The 346-nt window shown below is 63.0% G+C and carries 1 pseudogene; it reads left to right on the top strand.

Annotated elements, in window-relative coordinates:
• Window positions 1-346 (top strand): annotated as a pseudogene (locus tag DOM36_RS20360) (hypothetical protein); the annotation flags it as partial.

Below are 346 nucleotides of genomic sequence, written 5' to 3'. Positions count from 1 at the left end.
ACAACCTCGGCGGATACGCCCAGATCAATACCGGGCCGAATACACAGGTTCAGGTAACGATCCCGCTATCCGGTAGCGGCACCGCTCCGACGGAAACCGAAGTCGTCGCGCCGGCGCTGGGTATTCTGCTGCGCGCGTGTGGCCTGACCGAAATTCAGGATCTGGAAGCCGGCGAGGTTATCTACCAGCCGCACAGCAGCGAGGGCGAGTCGGTCACGCTGTATTACCTGAACGACGGCCAGCAGCAGATCGTGACTGGCTGTCGTGGCACGGTCACCTGGACCACCACCGCCGAAGGTCTGCCGGCGCTGCAGTTCACCTTCACCGGTCTGTATCAGCGCCCGAC

It is taken from the genome of Salinicola sp. CPA57 (assembly GCF_003206035.1).
Lineage (GTDB): Bacteria > Pseudomonadota > Gammaproteobacteria > Pseudomonadales > Halomonadaceae > Salinicola > Salinicola socius.
This window is presented reverse-complemented; position numbering and strand designations above follow the sequence as displayed.